This is a genomic window from Pantoea jilinensis, assembly GCF_019104105.1.
Taxonomy (GTDB): domain Bacteria; phylum Pseudomonadota; class Gammaproteobacteria; order Enterobacterales; family Enterobacteriaceae; genus Pantoea; species Pantoea eucalypti.
On sequence record NZ_CP077746.1, the window covers coordinates 3,926,600 to 3,946,707 of the forward strand.

A 20,108-nucleotide genomic window follows, 5' to 3' on the forward strand; every position below is an offset into this window, starting at 1 on the left:
TCTCTCACTCATGCGTGTCTGACATCAGACGCGGACGACGTGCCAGCGCCACTCCAGCGCCTGTTAATGCCCCAACGGCACCCCACATAATCATCATGAACAGACGTCGCGGACTGTCACGTGATACCGGCTCTTCCGGTGTGCGCAGATAACGGTAGGTCTGAAACTTGCTGTTCAGTTTTGGTCCGGCCTGCAGCGTGGTCAGCATTGCTCTGTTCTGATCATAGCTGATATCAAAGCTCGGCCCCGTTGCGCGCAGGGTATCCAGCTGGCCCTGTAAAACCGGCTGACCCAGCAGGAACAGATCGCTGTCTGCCAGATTCTCACCCACTTCGCGCGTCTGCTTCTCATTAATGCCCTGCTGGCTGGCGATCTTCAGCGCCTGCTCCAGCCGATGCTGCTGGCGCTGGAACACCGAGTTAGCCACATCTTCCTGACGTTTCACCTGCGCCTGCAGCTGATCGGTACGTACCCGCCAGGCACCTTTTAACTCATCGTTCAGATGACGCGCGGCGCGCTCACTGGCGTAGGCAATGTACTGACGCAGTAAATTATTGGCGTCACCTGCCGTTTCCGCTTTGAGTTTGACGTTATCGGGCAGGTTATGGGCCGCGTCAGCAGGCGTAAACAGGATATTGACGATCATATCGTCGAGCAGCGCAGCATCGTTATGCGCATTGCCGGTTTTGCGGCTCTTGAAGTAATCCGTCTGTTGCCAGAACTCACGACGCGTATCCCACGACGCGAGTTGCATGATGAACTCCTGATAAACCTGATCCATCACTGTCGGTGACGGTGCTGACAGGGTTAAGGTGTTGCTGCGCGCATCCAGATTGGTCAGGAATTGCTGCTGCGAATAGTATGAACCCAGCATGTTCACCGTGGGACGATCGGTGATCGCGGTGGTGCTCCAGACCTGTTTCAGCAACAGCGTGACCAGCCAGGCGACCAGAGCAAACAGCAGTGCCAGCCCGATGATCCAGCGTTTGCCACGCCATAAACGGCCGCTCAGGCCGCGAATATCCAGTTCGTTGTCCACAACGTCAGAAGGCATGGAAGAAGTATCCTTTAATCAGCATCGGGTTCATTTATTTTTTGCTTCGCGGTAATGGCTCAGGCGGCGCTTAATGCGCCGGATACGTCGCGCCACGCGCCACGCATGTTTCAGGCAGTAGCCGTAAACCATGAAGGCGCCAAGGAACAACAGCAGCATCACCCACTCCGGAATGAACGCCAGATATTCACCCAGCACACCGATACCGGCAAGGATGGCCGCTGCAGCAGTGATCAGCACAAAGGCCTGACGTGAGGTGAAACCGGCGCGCATGATCAGATGGTGGATGTGCTGACGGTCAGCCGAGAACGGGCTCATGCCTTTACGCAGACGACGATACATAATCGCCACCATATCCATCAGCGGAATGGCTATAAGCCAGAGTGCGGTGACGGGGGTAATGGGATGGCTCAGGCCCTGCGTTGTTTCCAGCAGAATCCAGATAATGGTGAAACCGATCATGGTACTGCCGGCATCACCCATAAAGACTTTGAAGCGGCGGCCAAGGAAGCCAAGATTAAGCAGAATATAGGGCAGCGTGGCGGCAATCATCGCAAAACACCACATTGCAAGGCTGGTCTGGCCATCTAAGTAGAGGATGATTCCCATGGCGGCAAAGGTGACGGAGGAGAGGCCGCCCAGCAGACCATCGATGCCATCCACCATATTAAAGGCGTTGATTGCAGCCCAGACGGCAAACAGTGTCAGCACATAGCCGAAGGGGCCAACGATAAGCTCGAACGGGCCGACGATAAAGCCCAGGCTGAGCAGATAAAGTTTTGCGCCAAACATCATCACCAGCGCGACAATGGCCTGCACGACCGCGCGGAATTTGACGCTGATATCGAAACGGTCATCCAGTGCGCCAACCAGCACCAGCACCCCTGCGCAGCCCAGATAGAGCATCGCGTGTGGCAGGTAATAGTTGGTAATGGCAAACGTAAAGCAGATACCTGCGAACACAGAAATGCCGCCCACCAACGGAATCGCGCCATGATGGCGTTTACGTGAGTTAGGCTTATCAACTAAACCAATTTTTTTAGCTGCTTTTCGAGCAAAAAAGAGGAAAGCCAGGGAAAAGAGAAAAATTAATCCAAGCTCAGTACTCATAGTGAGTAAATTCACGTTAAACGCTCTCAGCTAACATCCCGCACAACAATACGCGAAAAAACGCGCCGGTCGCTGTGTCGGATTCCGAATTCTGCATTAAGAGACAGACGAACGGTCAAAAGTTCGCCATCACTACCACAGTCATTATAAATGCTCCTGCCAGTGTTCAATCCTATAGCTCACAAATGAAAAACGCCACGTTGAGACGTGGCGTAAGGTCGATTTTCTGCGCATCTGGACTAAAAAAGCCGAATCAGTGCTTCGGCCTGGCAATCCCGGATTAAGAACGCTTCATCATGTCGAAGAATTCATCATTGGTTTTGGTCATCGCCAGCTTGTTGATGAGGAACTCCATTGCGTCGATTTCGCCCATTGGGTGAATAATCTTACGCAGGATCCACATCTTCTGCAGCTCTTCCTGAGAGGTCAGCAGCTCTTCTTTACGCGTACCAGAGCGGTTGTAATCAATCGCCGGGAAGACGCGTTTTTCAGCAATTTTACGGGCGAGATGCAGTTCCATGTTACCGGTACCTTTAAACTCTTCGTAAATCACTTCGTCCATCTTAGAACCGGTATCAACCAGCGCGGTCGCGATGATGGTCAGGCTACCGCCCTCTTCCACGTTACGTGCAGCACCAAAGAAACGCTTTGGACGATGCAGGGCGTTGGCATCCACACCACCGGTCAGGACTTTACCTGAAGCAGGAACCACGGTGTTGTAGGCACGCGCCAGACGTGTGATTGAGTCGAGCAGGATGATGACATCTTTCTTGTGTTCAACCAGACGCTTGGCCTTTTCGATCACCATTTCAGCAACCTGAACGTGGCGTGAAGCTGGCTCATCGAAGGTTGAAGCGATAACTTCGCCTTTCACCAGACGCTGCATCTCGGTCACTTCTTCCGGACGCTCATCGATCAGCAGCACCATCAGCACGCAATCCGGGTAGTTATACGCCAGGCTCTGCGCGATATTCTGCAGCAGCATGGTTTTACCGGCTTTCGGCGGTGCCACAATCAGACCACGCTGACCACGACCGATCGGTGAAGCCAGATCGAGTACGCGTGCGGTTAAATCTTCCGTTGAGCCATTACCCCGCTCCATACGCAGACGTTTATTTGCGTGCAGCGGCGTGAGGTTTTCGAACAGAATCTTATTACGCGCGTTTTCCGGCTTGTCGTAGTTAACTTCGTTAACTTTCAGCAGCGCAAAATAACGTTCACCTTCTTTTGGTGGACGGATTTTGCCAGAGATGGTGTCACCCGTGCGGAGGTTAAAACGGCGGATTTGGCTGGGAGAAACGTAGATATCATCAGGGCCGGCGAGGTAGGAGCTGTCTCCGGAACGGAGGAATCCAAATCCATCCTGAAGGATCTCCAGCACGCCATCACCGAAGATGTCTTCGCCGCTTTTTGCGTGTTGCTTCAGGATTGAAAAGATAATGTCCTGCTTGCGCATACGAGCCTGGTTTTCCAGTCCCATATTTTCGCCGAGAGTAATCAGCTCAGCAACCGGCGTATTCTTTAATTCGGTAAGATTCATAGTGATGGGTTCTTAAACTCGGGGTAATACTCGGAATGTTTGTCGTGAGTGGTATGGCAATTAATCCATGCCGTTAATGGCTCTTTTCGGCTCTTCCCGACGATCATCGTATGGAATGGCGATCGGTATGCAAGAAGGTGTCCGAATGTGATGCCAGAGTTGGAGCTAACCGTAAGATTGCTGAACCGTTCTATCTTTATAAGGTACAGGGCGACAGGGTTCAACAAGGGAAAACTTTAGATGCTAACTACAAGGTAAGTTCGTAATGCAGTATTGGTAACTTAGCACGCCTGAAAGTGAACGTCCAGCAGCAGGAGATAAATTCACCACTGCCAGACATTCAGTCCTGCATTACGCCAGATTGGCGTTCAGGAACTCTTTCAGCTGGCCTTTAGACAACGCGCCCACTTTGGTCGCGGCGACTTCGCCATTTTTAAACAGCAGCAGCGTCGGGATACCACGAATGCCATACTTCGGTGCCGTGCCTGGGTTATCGTCAATATTCAGCTTAGCGATGGTCAGCTTGCCATCATACTCTTCTGCAACTTCATCAAGGATTGGCGCGATCATTTTGCAAGGACCACACCATTCAGCCCAGAAATCTACCAGTGTAACGCCGTCGGCTTTCAGCACGTCGGTGTCGAAACTGTCATCAGTCAGATGAACGATTTTATCGCTGCTCATGTTTTACTCCACAAGATTATGCCTGGCGAATTGGCGTAAAATATACCAATGTTGGTTGACTTTATTTCATCGGATACGCTTTCGTAAAGCGATAGTAAGCTGATATTCTACCACACTATGAGCAAAACACACTTAACTGAACAGAAGTTTTCCGACTTCGCCCTGCACCCAAAAGTGGTGGAAGCCCTTGATACTAAAGGCTTTCAATACTGCACGCCGATTCAGGCGTTAGCTCTGCCTTTTACGCTTTCAGGGCGTGATGTTGCAGGCCAGGCGCAAACCGGTACCGGCAAAACGATGGCGTTTCTGACGTCAACGTTTCATCATCTTCTCTCTCATCCTGCGGCGGAAGGCCGTCAGGTTAACCAGCCACGGGCATTAATTCTTGCGCCGACGCGTGAACTTGCTGTGCAGATTCATGCAGATGCCGAACCCCTTACCGCCTCAACCGGCCTGAAACTGGGTCTCGCCTATGGCGGAGACGGGTATGACAAACAGCTGAAAGTGCTTGAGCAGGGCGTTGATATTCTGGTGGCAACCACCGGTCGCCTGATCGACTACGCGAAACAGAATCACGTTAATCTCGGTGCTATTCAGGTTATGGTGCTGGACGAAGCCGATCGCATGTTCGATCTCGGCTTTATTAAAGATATTCGCTGGCTGTTCCGTCGCATGCCGCCGGCTACCCAGCGTCTGAGCATGCTGTTCTCGGCCACCCTTTCTTATCGTGTCCGTGAACTGGCATTTGAGCACATGAACAGCGCTGAATATGTGGAAGTGGAACCGGAACAAAAAACCGGCCATCGCATTCAGGAAGAGCTTTTCTATCCGTCTAACGAAGAGAAAATGCGCCTGCTGCAGACCCTGCTGGAAGAAGAGTGGCCCGATCGCGCCATTATTTTTGCCAACACCAAGCACCGCTGTGAAGATGTCTGGGGCCACCTGGCTGCTGATGGACACCGCGTCGGCCTGCTGACCGGCGACGTTGCTCAGAAGAAGCGTCTGCGTATTCTGGATGACTTCACCAAAGGCGATTTAGATATTCTGGTCGCAACTGATGTTGCAGCTCGCGGCCTGCACATCCCGGCGGTAACCCACGTCTTTAACTACGATCTGCCAGACGACTGTGAAGATTATGTTCACCGTATTGGCCGTACCGGTCGTGCGGGCGCCAGCGGACACTCTATCAGCCTGGCCTGTGAAGAGTACGCGCTGAACCTGCCTTCGATTGAAGAGTACATTGGCCATAGCATCCCGGTCAGCAAGTACAGCAGTGAAGCGTTGTTAACTGATTTACCGCCGCCTAAGCGCCTGCAACGCAGTCGTTCCGGCAACGGCCCGCGTCGCGGGGGAAATAACGCCAATCGTCGCGGCGCTCCTCGCAACAACAACCGTAAACGTTCAGGTTAGGGCACCATGCTAAGCGCATCGTCACTTTATGCAGCGATTGATTTAGGATCTAACAGCTTTCATATGTTGGTGGTGCGCGAGGTATCTGGCAGTATTCAGACCATCGCAAAAATAAAGCGCAAGGTTCGCCTTGCTGCCGGCCTGGATAAAAATAACCTGTTGTCAGCCGATGCGATGTCGCGTGGCTGGCAATGCCTCAGACTCTTCTCTGAACAACTGCAGGATATTCCCCCCGATCAGATTCGCGTGGTGGCGACCGCCACATTGCGTCTGGCTGCCAATGCGCAGACCTTTCTTGATACGGCTCAACAGATTCTCGGCTGTACTATCAACGTTATCAGCGGTGAAGAAGAGGCGCGCCTGATCTATCAGGGCGTGGCTCACACCACGGGCGGGTCCGACCAGCGTTTAGTTGTCGATATCGGCGGCGGCAGCACCGAGCTGGCCACCGGCGATGGCTCGCATGCTTCGGTGTTGTTTAGTCTGTCGATGGGCTGTGTGACGTGGCTGGAGCGCTTCTTCAGCGATCGTCATCTGGCCAAAGAGAACTTTGATCAGGCCGAACTGGCGGCGCGTGAGATGATCCAGCCCGTGGCAGCGCAACTGCGTGAACAGGGCTGGCAGGCCTGTGTCGGGGCATCCGGCACGGTTCAGGCACTGCAGGAGATCATGGTGGCGCAGGGCATGGATGAGCGCATCACGCTGAATAAACTGCAGCAGTTGAAGCAGCGCGCTATTCAGTGCGGCAAACTGGAAGAGCTGGAAATCGAAGGGCTGACGCTGGAGCGGGCGCTGGTCTTCCCCAGTGGCCTGTCGATCCTGATCGCCATCTTCCAGGAACTCAGCATTGATAGCATGACACTGGCGGGCGGCGCACTGCGGGAAGGACTGGTCTACGGCATGCTGCATCTGCCTATTGACCGCGATATCCGCACCCGCACGCTGCACAACGTCCAGCGCCGTTTCAGCATCGATGTCGAACAGGCAGACCGCGTGCGTCAACTGGCAGAAAGTTTCTTCCGTCAGGTTTCTGCGCCGTGGAAGCTGGATCAGCGCTGCCGTGAGCTGTTGCTCAGCGCCTGCGCGATCCACGAAATCGGCCTGAGCGTCGACTTCCGTCATGCGCCACAGCACGCGGCGTATCTGGTCCGTCACCTCGACCTTCCCGGCTTCACACCGGCGCAGAAGAAGCTGCTGGCCTGTTTGCTGCAAAACCAGAGCGGTAGCATCGACCTGGCGTTGCTGACCCAGCAAAACGCCCTGCCGCCGCGTCTGGCGGAAAGGATGTGCCGTCTGCTGCGACTGGCGATTATTTTCTCCACCCGCCGTCGCGACGACACCCTGCCTGCTGTGCGGCTACAGGCAGACGACGATGCCCTGCATCTGACCCTGCCCGCAGGCTGGCTGGAAGCGCATCCGCTGCGCAGCGAACTGCTGGAGCAGGAAAGCCACTATCAGTCTTACGTCCACTGGTTGTTAACCCTGTCGTAATGGTACCCGTGTGAGGCGAAATGTCTTCGCCTCCTGCACCGGTTTAACTCTTTTTCGCCTTATCCAGCATCGCTCTCAGACCGGCGACACGGCTCTGTCCGGTTTTCATCCGCTCTTCCGCGCTGACCACTTTGCGCTCGGTCTCCCATTGCAAATCGTCCTGCGGCAGCTCCAGCAGAAAACGGCTGGGTTCAGGCCGGATTAACTCGCCATATTGCCGGCGTTCACGACACAGGGTAAAGGTCAGCTCTTTCTGCGCCCTGGTGATCCCGACGTAAGCCAGCCGTCGCTCCTCTTCGATATTGTTCTCATCAATGCTGCTCTGATGCGGCAACAGCCCCTCTTCCATGCCCACCAGGAACACATAGGGGAACTCCAGTCCTTTAGAGGCGTGCAACGTCATCAGCTGTACCTGATCCAGCTCTTCATCACTTTCACCGCGTTCCATCATGTCGCGCAGAGTAAAGCGCGTTACCACCTGCGCCAGCGTCATCGGCTCATCAATATCAGTGCCTTCCAGCATTTCTGTCATCCACTGAAACAGCGTGTTGACGTTCTTCATCCGCATTTCGGCGGCTTTCGGACTGCCGGAGGTTTCGAACAGCCAGCTTTCGTAGTCGATGCCGCGGATCAAATCGCGCACCGCATTCACGGGTTCACGTTCAGTGAGCTGGATAATCTCATTCAGCCAGTGGGTGAAGCGCTGCAGATGCTCCAGACCACGGCCACTTAGCGTCTGCCCCAGGCCGACATCAAAACTGGCATTAAACAGGCTCTTGCTGCGCAGATTGGCCCACTCACCGAGCTTCTGCAGCGTAGCCGGGCCAATCTCACGGCGCGGCGTATTGACGATACGCAGGAACGCGCTGTCATCTTCAGGATTGGTCAGCACGCGCAAATAGGCGAGCAGATCTTTGATCTCGGGTCGCGAGAAGAACGAAGTGCCACCAGAGATGCGATAAGGGATGCGGTTCTGCATCAGAAACTTTTCAAAGGTCCGTGACTGATGATTGCCGCGATAGAGGATCGCGTAATCTTTATACTGCGTCCGGTTGATAAAGTGATGTGCGATCAGTTCGCCGGTCACCCGTTCCGCTTCATGCTCTTCGCTGTTAGCGGTCAGCACTTTCAGCTCGCTGCCCTGCCCCAGTTCCGAAAACAATTTTTTTTCAAAGACGTGCGGGTTGTTAGCAATCAGGATATTCGCCGCCTTCAGGATGCGCTGCGAAGAGCGGTAGTTCTGCTCCAGCTTCACGACCTCCAGCGCAGGGAAGTCCTGATTCAGCAGCACCAGATTCTGCGGCCGCGCACCACGCCAGGAGTAGATGGACTGATCGTCATCGCCGACCACCGTGAAGCGCGCCCGTGCGCCAACCAGCAGTTTAACCAGCTCATACTGACTGGTGTTGGTGTCCTGATACTCATCCACCAGCAGATAGCGGATACGCTGCTGCCAGCGTTCACGCACCTCCTGATTACGCTGCAGCAGCAGCGTCGGCAGCAGAATCAGGTCATCGAAATCGAGCACGTTGCACGACTTAAGATGCTGGCTGTAAAGGGCATAGCAGTGAGCAAAAATATTATCCTGTTGCGAACGCGCCAGCGCGGCGGCCCCCTGCGGATCGATCAGATCATTCTTCCAGTTCGAGATGGTGGAAATGAGTTGCTGTAACAGCGTCTTATCCTCTTCCAGCCACTCTTTGGTCAGCTCTTTCAGCAGCGCAAGCTGATCCTGATCGTCGAACAGGGAGAAGTTGGACTTCATGCCCAGCGCCGCGGTTTCGCGTTTGATGATCTCCAGTCCCAGCGTATGGAAGGTCGAAATCAGCAGGCCGCGCGCCTCTTTGCGGCCCAGGGTTTGCGCCACACGCTCTTTCATTTCGCGCGAGGCCTTATTGGTAAAGGTCACCGCAGCGATATGGCGCGCCTGATAGCCGCATTCACGAATCAGGTGGGCGATTTTATTGGTAATCACGCGGGTTTTGCCCGATCCCGCGCCCGCCAGCACCAGACAGGGACCGGTAACAAATTCGACGGCACGTTGTTGGCTGGGGTTTAAACGCATAGGAGAAATCGCCTGATTAGATCAAAAGAAAGGGGTTTATACTGGGCGGCAATTATACACAACCGAGATACCAACATGGCGAAAACCGCGGCGGCTTTACACATCCTCGTTAAAGAGGAAGCGCTGGCAAAAGAGATTCTGACGAAACTGGCGAAAGGCGGCAATTTTCAGGAGCTGGCAAAGAAGCACTCAACCTGTCCTTCCGGCCGGAAGGGTGGCGATCTGGGCGAGTTCCGGCAGGGACAGATGGTACCGGCCTTTGATAAAGCGGTCTTTACCTGCCCGCTGCTGACGCCTTACGGGCCGGTAAAGACCGGCTTTGGTTATCACATTATCAAAGTGCTCTACCGCAACTAGTTACTTCTTCTGCTTCATCTGCTGCAGGACGGTGCTGCACTGGTTATCTTCGTTATCACTTGGAGAGATCAGTGCCAGCAGCGCCGCTGCAGGACCTACGACCGCGCCCAGCGCCACGGCAGCGGCACCACGCGCCAGCAGTGGCCCCGTTTTCACGCCCGCATCAGGATTTTTAAAGGTGCCGCGCACATAGAGCGGCGAGCGCAGCGTCACGATGCGAATGCCTTTACTCTCCGGATTCACCGACAAATCAAGCCGCTCGCTGGCGAAGTTTGCGTTGCCGGAGACATTGATAATCGCGTTCTCGGTGTCAAACACAAACAGGTTGGGCGTTGCCACACCATTCTGCAGTTTGAGATCGGTGGCGGCGCAGTTGATGCGCACCTGGTCATCGCCAAAAAGTTTACCCACCACATAGTTACCGACATTGAGTCCGGCAATTTCCATCAGGCTACGGCTGATCAGACCGTCATTCATCAGCAGTTTGAGTTGACCGTTACTGGTTCCCAGCAGGTCGGCCACTGAGTTACCGGTGCCGGTAAAGCTGGCATCGCCATTGAGCTGACCACGGCTGTTCTTCATCGCCTCCACCGTCGGGAAGAGCTGACGCAGTTGCAGCTTACGAACATGAAGGTCAACCCGACCGCGCATTGGCGAGTGATCACCCTCCAGCCGGATAGTGCTGTTGAGATTGCCGCCCGCTACACCAAAGCGCAGCGGGTCCAGCAGCAGATCGCCGTTTTTCATCTGTAAGTGGGTATAGAGATCGCTTAACGGCAGTGAATTACTGTGTTCGATCCGTTTGCCGCTGAACTTCACGTCGGCATCCATCACATCCCAGTTTTTGGTCTCGAATTTATCATGCGGCAGCACGCGATCAGCAGGCTGGTTCGATTTCTCACCGCGACGCGCTTTGGCCTGCGCGGTTTTTTCACTGCCTTTACCGGAGTCCACGCCAATGAGTGGACCCAGATCGGCCATACGCAGTTGCTCAGAGGTCATTTCGCCGCTGAGCGTCGGGCGAGGTTTGACCTGGCTGTAGATCAGCGAGCCATGAATATCGCTGTCACCAATGTGACCATTGAATTTCTCATAGCGGTAGACCGCGCCCTTTTTACCATTGAATTTCGCTATCAGATGGCCGTCAGTTTCATAAGGCGGTGTGTCAGGCAACAGAACACCGGTCAGGCCATAAAGATTAGCCAGCGTATCGCCCGAGAAGCGTAGTCGCACGTTAAGCCCGCCGAGGTTCATTGGATCCTGCAAACCGCCAGTCACCTGAACCCGCGTGGTGCCGTTGCGCACATCGGCCTGAATCGGGAAGGGGGTGTTCTGGCTTCGCAATGACAGCATGCCCCCAATCTTGCCGTCGCCAGTGAGTTTCTCGTTGTTGTAGGTGCCGCTGGCCTGCCAGCCAAAGACAAAGTCGCCTGCGCCTTTCTGCTGGTCATCGCCTCCGGCGATCTGCGTATACGGCACCGGTTTGCCCAGTGGATTGACCTGTACCGTGACATCGGCGCGGTTAATGGCGTCGCGATAACGAATCTGGCCCTGATCAAACAGAATATTATCCAGACGGAAGGACCAGGCCGATGGCGCGGCATTCTTCTCATCCTTGTCGCTGTCAGCAAGGGTAAAGGTCCAGTTGTTCTTTTTATCGGCGGTCTGGATCAGTCGCGCATCGGGTCGCTGCAGCTTAATCCACGGGATGAACAGCTCTTTATGCAGTAACGACAGGGGTGACAGCGTGGCGTCGACACGCTGCAGATGCACCATGGTGACGTCAGAAATGTCAGGCGGGTTGCCCAGCATAATATCTTCCGCATGGATCTGCGGCCACGGCACCCAGCGCCGCCAGCCTGCCTCGTCGCGATTTCGTGCCCAGTCGATGCCCAGATCCCCGCGTATCGCAAAGGGACGGTTTAATTCTGTTGAGACTTTCTGATTAATGGTGGGCTTCAGGCGGTTCCAGTCAAAGGTAGCGATCACAACGATAATCACCACAATCAACAGCACCAGAATACCTGCTACCCAGCTGACGATTTTCCCGGTACGCGACATTACGCTTTCTCCTTGCACATTCACGGTCTGCGTTAAAGATAGTCGAGACCACGAGCAACGGCATCAGGGAAGCTGGAGAGTGAGGTGATTCAATTCAGAAAAGGGGACGGGACGCGAAAAGTAATAGCCCTGTGCAGCAATCGCAGGCGACGCTTTGACCTGCTGCCACTGCGCTTCCGTTTCCACCCCTTCAACAATGACACCGTTACAGTAACGATTAATCAGTGCAAGCAGCATCGAAAAGAGACTCCGCCCTTCATCCGTCGTGCCCAGCATAATAAACAGGTCGCGCGACAGCTTGATGTAATCATATTTCAGTTCAGTCAGCGCTGAGAAATTTGCCATACCTGAACCAAAATCATCCAGCCACAGCGGCCCCAGTTCCGATATTTTCGCCACTTTCTCCTCCTGCGGCAGCGCCTGATGCTCGGTGAGCTCAAACCGTATCCAGGGCAGCTGGGCAATCAGGCGGCGAATGGCGGGTCGTTGCTGAATGGCGAGCAGTGAAGGACCGTCTATGTTGACCGAAGCGACCACATCACTGCGCTTAAAAAATGCGCTCCATTCTGCCAGCAGTTCAAGCTGCTCATGCACGACATCCAGGCGCCGGGCGATATCGAGTCCGGCAAACCAGGCTTCAGGCGAAAGATTCCGTTCCGGTTCAGAAGGATGCGACACGGCGGTCAGGAGTTCAATGGCAAGTAATTGACCGGTAACCCGGTAGATGGGCTGAAACCGATAGCGTCGATGACATTGTTGCCAGAAGAGCGGGGTTTCCGGGTGGAGTTTAAGGTCGTTTGAAGACGGCAGCCATTGGCTAATACTCTCCATCACCATGCTATTTCCCTGAGTGGTAACAAGTCCCCAAAATGGGTGACTGAGCGATTATCAAAAGTGCCTGTGATATTAAGATGAACGGCATGGCAATATAAAACGGCGAGTTTATCAGCCGTCTCGCTAACATAATCGGCTAAACAAGCCGACGTTAGCCGCGTTTATCTGCCAGATCGAGGCTGTTTCATGCCTTAAGTTAAATTAAAACGGCGTTTTAAAATCATTGACGTCTGCCATACCAGACGCGAGACTAGGACGATATTTCACTACAGGTCTGAAACCATGACGCACAAGAAAATCGCCATTATTGGCGAATGCATGATTGAGCTGTCCGAAAAGGGTGAGAACATCAAACGGGGCTTTGGCGGCGATACGCTTAACACGGCAGTTTATCTCGCCCGCCAGGTCGATGAGCAGCAGTTGCGGGTCGATTATGTCACTGCGCTGGGAACGGATTCGTTTAGCGATCAGATGATCGCCGCCTGGCAGCAGGAGAAGGTGAATACGGACCTGATCCAGCGCCTCGATAATAAGATGCCGGGCCTGTATGTGATTGAAACGGATGCCGATGGCGAGCGTACTTTCTGGTACTGGCGCAGCGATGCTGCGGCGCGTTACTGGCTTGATAGCCCGCAATCTGAGGAGATAGCTGGGCAATTGTCGCACTACGATTATCTCTATCTCAGCGGCATCAGTCTGGCTATTCTGCCGCCGTCCAGCCGTGAGAAGCTAATGACGCTACTGGCCCGTTGCCGGGCAAATGGCGGCAAGGTGATTTTTGATAATAACTACCGCCCGCGTTTATGGGCCGATCGCGCCAGTGCGCAGGCTGCGTATCGCGCCATGCTGAACTGTACCGATATCGCCTTCCTGACACTGGATGATGAGCATCTGCTGTGGGGCGAAGCGCCGCTGGAAGAGGTTATCGCACGAACCCGTCAGGCGGGCGCCAGCGAAATCGTGATTAAGCGCGGTGCCGACTCCTGTCTGGTGGTCACCGGCGATGCGCCGCTGATTGATGTGCCTGCGGTGCGTCTGGCGAAAGAGAAGGTGATCGATACGACTGCCGCCGGTGATTCATTCAGTGCCGGGTATCTGGCGCGCCGTCTGACCGGGGCTTCTGCGGAGGAAGCCGCGCAGCGTGGGCATCTGACAGCCAGTATCGTGATTCAGCATCGCGGCGCGATAATTCCGGCAGAGGCGATGCCTGAATGATGCTGTAGCCGTTAGCGTCGTGAAGATGGACTGCGAATGCAGATGACGAAAAATGCGCCCGGAGGCGCATTTTTTAGCTTCTGGCATTCACACCTTTTACGCACACAGCGGCTGACTGAACTGCATCTTATAGAGCCGTGTATACGCGCCGTTTTTCTGCAGGAGTTGCTGATGCGAGCCGCGCTCCAGAATCCTCCCCTCTTCTACCAGCAGAATTTCATCGGCCTTTTCAATGGTTGAGAGCCGGTGAGCGATGATCAGCGTGGTCCGGTTCTGCTGCAGCGTCTCCAGCGCAGACTGAATCGCGCGTTCAGATTCGGTATCCAGCGCCGAGGTCGCCTCGTCGAGGATCAGAATTGGACTGTCGCGCAGCAGGGCGCGGGCAATCGCGATGCGCTGGCGCTGCCCACCCGACAACAGCACCCCGTTCTCCCCAATCACTGTATCCAGTCCGTTATCCATTTTATTAATGAATTCCATAGCATGGGCCATCTGTGCCGCCTTTTCGATTGCTTCACGGCTGAAGACGTCGGTACGGGCATAAGCGATGTTGTTGGCGACCGTGTCGTTGAAGAGGTGAACGTGCTGAGAGACCAGTGCCACCTGCTCACGCAGCGAGGCCAGGGTGTAGTCACGCAGCGCATGACCATCCAGCAAAATCTCTCCGCTGTCGATGTCGTAAAAGCGTGTCAGCAGGCTGGCGAGAGTCGATTTACCCGAACCGGAACGGCCCACCAGCGCCACAGTTTTACCGGCGGGAATGGTCAGGTTAATATGCTCCAGCGCGGGCGTTTCCGATCCCGGATAGGTAAAGGTGACATCGCGAAATTCTATATTGCCGGTCGCGCGTTCAACCACGTATGTTCCCTCATCTTTCTCCTGTTCAGTATCCAGGATGGCAAACAGTGTCTGACAGGCAGCCATACCGCGCTGGAACTGGGCGTTAACGTTAGTCAGTGACTTTAACGGACGCATCAGCATCAGCATGGCGGAAAACACCGCACTGATAGAACCCGCTGTCAGTGTGGCCATCACAGAGGGAAAACTCGCCGCATAGAGCACAAAGGCGAGCGCAGAGGAGGCGAGCAGCTGAATAATGGGATCGGAGAGCGAGGTCGCTGAGACCATTTTCATCCCCTGACGACGCATGTTGTTGCTGACCTGTTCGAAGCGGGTCGTCTCGACCTGCTGGCCGCCGAACATCAGTACCTCTTTATGGCCTTTCAGCATCTGCTCTGCATGAGACGTTACCTGCCCCATGGTGTTCTGCATGTTCTTGCTGATACCGCGAAAGCGCCTGGAGACGATGCGAATCGCCATCGACACAATGGGTGCCAGCACCAGCAGGATCAGGGAAAGCTGCCAGCTGTAGTAGAACATCATCACAAACAGGCCAAGAATAGAGGCTCCCTCACGGACCACCGTCACCAGCGAACCGGACGAAGAGGAGGCGACCTGTTCGCAGTCGTAGCTGATACGTGAGAGCAACGTGCCGGTTGATTGCTGATCAAAAAAAGCCACCGGCATGCCCATTATATGGCTGAACAGTCGACAACGCAGCGCCATGACCACTTTGCCTGACACCCAGGAGATACAGTAACTGGAGATATAGCCGCTCACACCGCGGACCAGGATCAGCCCGATAATCACCAGCGGCATCCAGATCAGAATGCCGTGGTTATTCCTGCCAATCACATCGTCAAGCAGCGTCTTCAGCAACGTCAGCATCAATGGATCGATTGCTGCGTTGACGATCAGGGCGACACCCGCAACCACCAGCCCCAGTCTGAAGGGAGAAATCGTCGGCCACAAACGAGAGAAGGTTTGCCGGGTAGAGAGATCGTTATCAAACATGGAATTCATCTTACCGTTGTGAATGAACGGCTGATGTTATGTTAAACCTCATCAACCAACAGGAAACTGCCCGACGCTGAACATTCCCAAATGAGACTGTGGCACTTAAGCCCCTGCAGCGAAGTGAACGTGATTCTGGCGGTAAAATCATTATGCTGTCTGAACAGCACACAGCGTGATATCCGGTAAATTTTGGCTAACAAAGCGAGCCATGCCAGCCATTTACCTTAAGCTGCAAATTCGTGGTTAATAGCGGACTTCCAGCGGCATCCCTCTTCAATCCGCCTTATAATTTATTGATTAAAATTAATCATTTATATAAATAGATCCACCACCAGGCATAGTCCGAATCTGGTCAGATTTGCCCTTTTCGGATGGACGACCGCCTGAAAAAAGACCATCTTTTAATCAAAAGACAGCAGGAAGCTGTTCTCTCCGGCCGCGAACAAAACAATTAAAATATTCCCCGCATCAGGATCTATTTATGCACACAGAAATTATTAATATCTGGCCACACGGTGATGCGCCAGGCGCCAGCGATTCGCGCGCAGAGCCGCAGATCGTCGATATGGCAAAAGAGTATGAGCCTTACGATCGCGCAGCGACCGGCGTACGTTGCCCGGAGATGGCGATCTGGCATCCGGTAGAATCAAACGGGATTACCCTGCTGGTTGCACCGGGTGGTGGCTATCAGCGCGTGATGATTGATCGTGAAGGCAGCGCCCTGGCCACCTTCTTTACATCGATGGGTTACACCCTGGCGGTCATGACCTATCGCCTGCCCTATGATGGACATCATGAAGGTCCCGACGCGCCATTGGCCGATGCGCAGCGTGCGGTTCGCGTCCTGCGTGAACGGGCACAGCGTGGCCTGAACGGTAAATACATTGTGATGATGGGCTTTTCGGCGGGCGGCCACGTGGCAGCCAGTCTGGGAACGCGTTTCGCAGAGAAACTCTATCCGGTGCAGGATGGCGCAGAAAACTTCTCGCCGCGTCCCGATGCGATGGTGCTGGTTTATCCGCTGATCAGCATGCGTGATGGCATTGCCCATGAGGGTGCCAGAACCCGCCTGCTGGGTGCGTGGCCGGATCAGAAAACCATTGAAGCCTATTCAATGGAAACCCGTGTTCATCCGCTGGTGCCACCGACACTGTTGATCCACGCCGCCGACGATGATGATGTCTCGGTGAATCACAGCATGGCGTTTTTTGGCGCGCTGCGTGAGCATAAGGTGCCGGCAGAGGTGCATTTCTATCAGAAAGGCGGGCACGGATTTGGTATCCGTGGCGTGGCAGATTTGCCCCTCGCCAGCTGGCCAATGTTAGTGACCGAGTGGCTCAGGGCAAAAACCTGACGTTAAGCGGCGGGCGGAACGTCTTTGACGTTGCTATCCGGCGGGCTGGCTTCATTGCTGGTCGCCGGTGCCGTTGCCGGTGACATTACTTTGTCCCAGCTCTCCTGCAGGCTCTTCACGTTAGTTTCCGCTTCGCCTTCCGGCTGAATCAGAACCATCATCAGTTCCTGCGTCAGCTGCTGGCGCAGCTCCTGGTTCAACTGTTCACGGGTCAGGCCGGCCAGGAAAGTCTGACGCAGCTTCTGATACTGCTCAGGCGCAATATCGACCACGGCGTTCTGCTGAGATCGCAGGCGCTGGCTCATCAGCACATCGGTATCGGTGCGGGCATAGGTGGTAAAGAGCTTATTCAGCTCCAGCAGCTTCTGCGCCATCAGCGCATCAAACTCCTCCTGCGGAATGCCTTTATCACGCACGTTCGCCAGCTCGCGCGCCACCAGATTCATATTCTGCGCCAGGTTGTCGTTGCGCCCGTCCATGTTGATCGAGCACTGCGCACGCTGATAGAGCACGCGGCAATCAAATCCCACCTGGATGCCCTGCGCCTTGCTGTCGCTGAGCGCACGCTGGACATGCCAGAACAGCGCTTCACGGGCCAGGTCGCCCTGCCAGTAACGTTGCAGATTCTGGGAGTCCCGAATCGGTTGCCACGGCGTATCCCACACCAGTGAGAGACGATCCTGCGTCATGTTGCTGCTCACCAGATTGACCGGCTCGTGCGGCAGCGGCGACAGGGTGGGCAGAGGTGCAGGCGTTTCACGTTTCCCGGTTAGCGCCGAGAAGGTTTTGTTGATCTGCTCAGAAAGGTTCCGGCTATCAACATTGCCAACAACGTAGAGCGTCATCGCATCCGGGGTGTACCACTGATGATAAAAATCGTTGAGCTGGGTTAAATCGACGGGTGCGCGCGGCTGCGCGGCGGGATCATGCGCCAGCAGCGCAGAGCCCTTCAGGCGGTAGCGCCACCAGACATCCTGCGAATCTTTCGGCCAGGTCGCCACCGGATCGGAGGCGGCCAGCGCAGTGTTGACCACCTGTTCGGTGATAGCCATATTGCCCGCCGTGGCCGCCAGCCAGTTCAGTGCTTCTTTCAGCAGTTCGGGACGGTTATTCGGCAGACTCAGATTATATTGGGTGGAGTCATAGGAGGTAATGACAGGCGGCAGCGGACGCTGTGGATCCATCGCCTGTTGCCATAGCGCGCGTTGCTGGTTGTTATCAAGCGCGGTGTTATGCACCATCGCCAGGCGCGACAGCAGATGACTGAAGCCCGTCTGTTGCGCACTCTCTACCAGCGAACCGGTATTCACCACCAGCCGCAGTTCAATGCGGTCGCTGGGGCGTTGCGGTGTGGCCAGTAACTGCCAGTTAAATCCATTATCCAGCTTGCCTTCCTGCCAGGCCGGATCCGGTTGCAGCGTTTCTGCCTGGAGACCAAAGCTGCTTGCCAGCACTAATCCACCAACCAAAAGCCGAATTCTGGTGCCCTGCATGTGAACCCCTACTCAAATAATTCAAATATTGTTATCACTGGCGCATATTGCCGCTGTTATTAACGAATCGGCTGGCGCCGAATCGCGCTGTTATCCAACAACAAAGTGTTTGACCACAGGAAGCTCAGGATGTCGCGTAACGAAGTGAAAAACGTCAAAAAAAACAAGTGGGGTTTATTATGCAAATGCCCGCTGTCAGGGCAAGCGACAGCGGGCATTTGTGGGGATTTAAGTTAAATTCAATGATTAAATTGAAGATTCAGTCGCTTTATTCTCTTTATTTCGGCCTGCCAGCGTATCGGTCAGCTGTTTATGATCCAGCTGGTCGACCCATTTCGCCACCACCACGGTCGCTACACCGTTACCAATCAGGTTAGTCAGCGCACGGGCTTCGGACATAAAGCGGTCAATACCGAGAATCAACGCCAGACCCGCCACCGGCAGATGGCCCACCGCAGAGAGCGTCGCCGCCAGCACGATGAATCCACTACCGGTTACCCCCGCCGCACCTTTGGAAGAGAGCAGCAGCACCACCAGCAGCGTAATCTGATGGAAGATATCCATGTGCGCATTGGTCGCCTGAGCAATAAATACCGCCGCCATGGTCAGGTAAATCGAGGTGCCGTCCAGGTTAAAGGAATAGCCGGTGGGAATCACCAGCCCGACCACCGATTTCTTGCAGCCCAGCTTCTCCATCTTATCCAGCATGCGCGGCAGCGCAGATTCGGAAGAGGAAGTCCCCAGCACAATCAGCAGCTCTTCTTTTATGTAGGCGATAAACTTGAAGATGCTGAACCCGGCAAACAGACGCGCAATCAGCCCCAGCACAATCACCACAAACAGAATACAGGTGATATAGAAACAGATAATCAGCTGGCCGAGTTGCACCAGTGAACCCACGCCGTATTTACCGATGGTGAACGCCATTGCGCCAAATGCCCCTATCGGTGCCAGACGCATGATCATATTGATAATGCCGAAAATCACTTTTGAGAAATTTTCAATCACGTTGAAAATCAGCGTGCCGGTGTTACCCAGACGATGCAGGGCAAAACCAAACAGAATGGCAAACAGCAGTACCTGCAGAATGTTGCCGCTGGCAAAGGCGCCAATCACGCTGTTGGGGATAATATCCAGCAGGAAAGCGACGACACCCTGTTGCTCTGCCTGCTGCGCGTACATCGCCACAGCTTTGGCATCCAGCGTGGCAGGATCAACGTTCATCCCGGCACCTGGCTGCACCACGTTCACCACGATCAGGCCGATAAGCAGCGCGATGGTGCTGACAATTTCAAAATAGAGCAGCGCAACCGCACCGGTCCGTCCTACCGCTTTCATGCTTTCCATGCCAGCGATGCCGGTCACCACGGTACAGAAAATGACCGGGGCGATAATCATCTTGATTAACTTAACAAAGGCATCTCCCAGCGGCTTCATCTGGGTCCCTAACTCCGGGTAAAAATGGCCTAACAAAACGCCGATGCCAATCGCCATCAGCACCTGGAAATAAAGGCTTTTAAAAAGTGAGGTTTTCATAAACAGGTGTCCACTAACGCCGTGAGGTGATGTTGTCGGATTCGTTA

The 20,108-nt window shown here is 54.6% G+C and carries 15 protein-coding genes; 5 read left to right on the forward strand and 10 right to left on the reverse strand.

Annotated features, from left to right (window positions below; translation table 11 throughout):
• Positions 1 to 4 precede the first annotated feature (4 nt).
• The 4 genes from wzzE to trxA all read right to left on the reverse strand — a co-directional run bounded on the left by wzzE (position 5) and on the right by trxA (position 4,388).
• Positions 5 to 1,054 (reverse strand): ECA polysaccharide chain length modulation protein, encoded by a 1,050-nt coding sequence (gene wzzE / locus KTJ90_RS18495; RefSeq protein WP_499025684.1) that lies wholly within the window; start codon positions 1,052 to 1,054, stop codon positions 5 to 7.
• Between the two features lie 30 nt (positions 1,055 to 1,084).
• Positions 1,085 to 2,164 carry a UDP-N-acetylglucosamine--undecaprenyl-phosphate N-acetylglucosaminephosphotransferase gene (gene wecA, locus KTJ90_RS18500; RefSeq protein WP_476159234.1) on the reverse strand — a complete coding sequence of 360 codons (1,080 nt, stop codon included), beginning with the start codon at positions 2,162 to 2,164 and terminating at the stop codon, positions 1,085 to 1,087.
• A gap of 280 nt (positions 2,165 to 2,444) precedes the next feature.
• A complete protein-coding gene (rho, locus tag KTJ90_RS18505) occupies positions 2,445 to 3,704 on the reverse strand; it encodes a transcription termination factor Rho (RefSeq protein WP_003851960.1) in 1,260 nt (419 codons plus the stop codon).
• Between the two features lie 351 nt (positions 3,705 to 4,055).
• Positions 4,056 to 4,388, reverse strand: a complete 333-nt coding sequence (trxA, locus tag KTJ90_RS18510; RefSeq protein WP_003851963.1) for a thioredoxin TrxA — start codon at positions 4,386 to 4,388, stop codon at positions 4,056 to 4,058.
• A gap of 117 nt (positions 4,389 to 4,505) precedes the next feature.
• Here trxA and rhlB point away from each other — a divergent pair, with 117 nt between their 5' ends.
• A complete protein-coding gene (gene rhlB / locus KTJ90_RS18515; RefSeq protein ID WP_499025687.1) occupies positions 4,506 to 5,798 on the forward strand; it encodes an ATP-dependent RNA helicase RhlB in 1,293 nt (430 codons plus the stop codon).
• Between the two features lie 6 nt (positions 5,799 to 5,804).
• On the forward strand, positions 5,805 to 7,289 hold the full coding sequence (gene gppA / locus KTJ90_RS18520; RefSeq protein WP_003851967.1) for a guanosine-5'-triphosphate,3'-diphosphate diphosphatase: 1,485 nt from the start codon (positions 5,805 to 5,807) through the stop codon (positions 7,287 to 7,289).
• Positions 7,290 to 7,332: 43 nt separating this feature from the next.
• Here the strand turns inward: gppA and rep are convergent, their stop codons facing one another.
• Complete coding sequence (gene rep / locus KTJ90_RS18525; protein WP_003851968.1) at positions 7,333 to 9,354, reverse strand: DNA helicase Rep; 2,022 nt, start codon at positions 9,352 to 9,354, stop codon at positions 7,333 to 7,335.
• A 75-nt stretch (positions 9,355 to 9,429) separates the two neighbouring features.
• Between rep and ppiC the strand changes: the two genes are divergently transcribed.
• Positions 9,430 to 9,711, forward strand: coding sequence for a peptidylprolyl isomerase PpiC (ppiC, locus tag KTJ90_RS18530; protein WP_312545504.1), 282 nt, complete (start codon positions 9,430 to 9,432; stop codon positions 9,709 to 9,711).
• Here ppiC and KTJ90_RS18535 read toward each other — a convergent pair whose 3' ends face one another.
• Both KTJ90_RS18535 and pdeH read right to left on the reverse strand, forming a co-directional pair.
• The gene (locus KTJ90_RS18535) at positions 9,712 to 11,772 is read right to left on the reverse strand and encodes an AsmA family protein (RefSeq protein ID WP_003851971.1); all 2,061 of its coding nucleotides are present in this window, start codon (positions 11,770 to 11,772) and stop codon (positions 9,712 to 9,714) included. It abuts the gene before it with no gap.
• A 63-nt stretch (positions 11,773 to 11,835) separates the two neighbouring features.
• Positions 11,836 to 12,609 (reverse strand): cyclic-guanylate-specific phosphodiesterase, encoded by a 774-nt coding sequence (gene pdeH / locus KTJ90_RS18540; RefSeq protein ID WP_499025690.1) that lies wholly within the window; start codon positions 12,607 to 12,609, stop codon positions 11,836 to 11,838.
• Between the two features lie 279 nt (positions 12,610 to 12,888).
• Here pdeH and kdgK point away from each other — a divergent pair, with 279 nt between their 5' ends.
• Positions 12,889 to 13,821 carry a 2-dehydro-3-deoxygluconokinase gene (gene kdgK, locus KTJ90_RS18545; RefSeq protein ID WP_003851975.1) on the forward strand — a complete coding sequence of 311 codons (933 nt, stop codon included), beginning with the start codon at positions 12,889 to 12,891 and terminating at the stop codon, positions 13,819 to 13,821.
• A gap of 96 nt (positions 13,822 to 13,917) precedes the next feature.
• On the opposite strand, the gene msbA is transcribed toward kdgK, so the two are convergent.
• Positions 13,918 to 15,675, reverse strand: a complete 1,758-nt coding sequence (gene msbA, locus KTJ90_RS18550; protein ID WP_499025693.1) for a lipid A ABC transporter ATP-binding protein/permease MsbA — start codon at positions 15,673 to 15,675, stop codon at positions 13,918 to 13,920.
• A 484-nt stretch (positions 15,676 to 16,159) separates the two neighbouring features.
• Between msbA and KTJ90_RS18555 the strand changes: the two genes are divergently transcribed.
• Positions 16,160 to 17,032 (forward strand): alpha/beta hydrolase, encoded by an 873-nt coding sequence (locus KTJ90_RS18555; protein ID WP_003851978.1) that lies wholly within the window; start codon positions 16,160 to 16,162, stop codon positions 17,030 to 17,032.
• A gap of 2 nt (positions 17,033 to 17,034) precedes the next feature.
• Here the strand turns inward: KTJ90_RS18555 and KTJ90_RS18560 are convergent, their stop codons facing one another.
• Both KTJ90_RS18560 and KTJ90_RS18565 read right to left on the reverse strand, forming a co-directional pair.
• Entirely contained in the window at positions 17,035 to 18,525 is a 1,491-nt protein-coding gene (locus KTJ90_RS18560) for a M16 family metallopeptidase (protein WP_008926420.1), read from the reverse strand.
• A gap of 246 nt (positions 18,526 to 18,771) precedes the next feature.
• Positions 18,772 to 20,061 (reverse strand): dicarboxylate/amino acid:cation symporter, encoded by a 1,290-nt coding sequence (locus tag KTJ90_RS18565; protein WP_003851983.1) that lies wholly within the window; start codon positions 20,059 to 20,061, stop codon positions 18,772 to 18,774.
• Positions 20,062 to 20,108: the final 47 nt, after the last annotated feature.

Excerpts from the sequence above, each read along its gene's own strand:
- wzzE (WP_499025684.1), bottom strand. The coding sequence starts at position 1,054 with ATGCCTTCTGACGTTGTGGACAACGAACTGGATATTCGCGGCCTGAGC.
- wecA (WP_476159234.1), bottom strand. The coding sequence starts at position 2,164 with ATGAGTACTGAGCTTGGATTAATTTTTCTCTTTTCCCTGGCTTTCCTC.
- rho (WP_003851960.1), bottom strand. The coding sequence starts at position 3,704 with ATGAATCTTACCGAATTAAAGAATACGCCGGTTGCTGAGCTGATTACT.
- trxA (WP_003851963.1), bottom strand. The coding sequence starts at position 4,388 with ATGAGCAGCGATAAAATCGTTCATCTGACTGATGACAGTTTCGACACC.
- rhlB (WP_499025687.1), top strand. The coding sequence starts at position 4,506 with ATGAGCAAAACACACTTAACTGAACAGAAGTTTTCCGACTTCGCCCTG.
- gppA (WP_003851967.1), top strand. The coding sequence starts at position 5,805 with ATGCTAAGCGCATCGTCACTTTATGCAGCGATTGATTTAGGATCTAAC.
- rep (WP_003851968.1), bottom strand. The coding sequence starts at position 9,354 with ATGCGTTTAAACCCCAGCCAACAACGTGCCGTCGAATTTGTTACCGGT.
- ppiC (WP_312545504.1), top strand. The coding sequence starts at position 9,430 with ATGGCGAAAACCGCGGCGGCTTTACACATCCTCGTTAAAGAGGAAGCG.
- KTJ90_RS18535 (WP_003851971.1), bottom strand. The coding sequence starts at position 11,772 with ATGTCGCGTACCGGGAAAATCGTCAGCTGGGTAGCAGGTATTCTGGTG.
- pdeH (WP_499025690.1), bottom strand. The coding sequence starts at position 12,609 with ATGGTGATGGAGAGTATTAGCCAATGGCTGCCGTCTTCAAACGACCTT.
- kdgK (WP_003851975.1), top strand. The coding sequence starts at position 12,889 with ATGACGCACAAGAAAATCGCCATTATTGGCGAATGCATGATTGAGCTG.
- msbA (WP_499025693.1), bottom strand. The coding sequence starts at position 15,675 with ATGTTTGATAACGATCTCTCTACCCGGCAAACCTTCTCTCGTTTGTGG.
- KTJ90_RS18555 (WP_003851978.1), top strand. The coding sequence starts at position 16,160 with ATGCACACAGAAATTATTAATATCTGGCCACACGGTGATGCGCCAGGC.
- KTJ90_RS18560 (WP_008926420.1), bottom strand. The coding sequence starts at position 18,525 with ATGCAGGGCACCAGAATTCGGCTTTTGGTTGGTGGATTAGTGCTGGCA.
- KTJ90_RS18565 (WP_003851983.1), bottom strand. The coding sequence starts at position 20,061 with ATGAAAACCTCACTTTTTAAAAGCCTTTATTTCCAGGTGCTGATGGCG.